Source organism: Mesorhizobium sp. M7A.F.Ca.CA.003.01.2.1 (genome assembly GCF_003998945.1).
Classification (GTDB): Bacteria; Pseudomonadota; Alphaproteobacteria; order Rhizobiales; family Rhizobiaceae; genus Mesorhizobium; species Mesorhizobium ciceri.
This window is the reverse complement of sequence record NZ_RZRA01001249.1, coordinates 1-1,242: the sequence shown is the minus strand read 5'-3', so window position 1 is coordinate 1,242 and position 1,242 is coordinate 1. Positions and strand designations below refer to the sequence as shown.

The window sequence follows — 1,242 nt, the reverse complement described above, 5'->3', positions numbered from 1 at the left end:
CCGCCATTCGTTCCAGTGCGTATCGCTCAGTCTGAAAATCCGGCCTCACTGGCCGTCATTCGCCCTCGCCGCCCGCGCGCGTCTTGACGCGGCCCCGAACTCGGCCGCACAATCCCCACTGCAGGCGAAGGGAGGCCAGTCGCCTGCGGGAGGATATACCCATGACGGAAGCGATCAGGCTCTACTGGGGCCGGTTCGGACATGTTTCTATCCTGAATGTCGCAAGCGACTTCGTCACCCATGCCCATGTCGAGGCCCATCTCATCATCTGGCTGGAAGGTACGGCCGGCGAAATGACCATCGGCCGCGAGACCGTCCGGCTTGGGCCTGGAACGGCCGCCGGCATCAACTCCTTCCAGCCGCACAGCCATGTTCTGTCGCAAAACGGGACGCCCGGTCTGTTTCTCGCCTTCTACATCGATCCCGACTGGGCGCGGCGCCGCCGCGACCTGCCTTCGTCGGCGCCGCTGTTTTCACAAGCCGCGATCACGCTGGAACCGTGGCTGCATCAGGCCGCCGCCAATCTGCTCGACCACCTCAGCGACAATGAGAGCGTCGACGATATCGCCAACTACGAGATCGAGCGTTTCATCGATAGCGTGCTCGACGCCGCCGACGCCTCGGCGCCGCAGGAGGCCCGTGTCCGCATCAACACCATGCAGGATTTTCGTGTCCGCAAGGCAATCCAGTTGATGAGAGCCAATGTCTGCGAGCGCATCTGCTTCGACGACGTGGCGCGCAGCGTCGGCCTGTCGCGACCGCATTTCTTCGCTTTGTTCAAGGAACAGACCAATCTGACGCCCAATGTCTACTGGAACACGCTGCGCATGGAGGAAGCGGTGCGGCAGCTGCAATGGTCGCAGGAACCGCTGATCTCCGTCGCCTGCAATCTCGGCTTCACCACGCAGGGCAATTTCTCGCGCTTTTTCCGCGACCATGTCGGCGTGCCGCCGACGCTCTACCGCGAGGCCGCGCGGGCGATCGCCTGAACCAGCCGCCCTTTTTCAGACTCCCCGCCCTTTTTCAGACTCCTTGATAGGCGCTCAAGACGCATTGATAAGCGTCGCTGAAATGGCCGCCCTACCCTTGCACCGGATCGCTTTTGCAAGGGAACATTTTGAATGGCCAAAGTCACCATCTCCAGCGTCATCGACGCGCCGGTCGAAAAGGTCTGGGCGCGCATACGCGACTTCAACGGGCTGCCGGGCTGGCATCCGCGCATGGTGGAAAGCCACATTGAAG

2 protein-coding genes are annotated in these 1,242 nt (G+C 62.2%); both read left to right on the top strand.

Features of this window, described 5'->3' with window-relative positions; genetic code table 11:
* Positions 1-161 precede the first annotated feature (161 nt).
* On the top strand, positions 162-989 hold the full coding sequence (locus EN969_RS31675) for an AraC family transcriptional regulator (RefSeq protein ID WP_024501541.1): 828 nt from the start codon (positions 162-164) through the stop codon (positions 987-989).
* 132 nt (positions 990-1,121) lie between these two features.
* The coding region (locus tag EN969_RS31670) for an SRPBCC family protein (protein WP_206525285.1) at positions 1,122-1,242 on the top strand (121 nt) is incomplete at its 3' end.

Coding starts and splice junctions, on each gene's coding strand:
- EN969_RS31675 (WP_024501541.1), top strand. CDS start 162: ATGACGGAAGCGATCAGGCTCTACTGGGGCCGGTTCGGACATGTTTCT.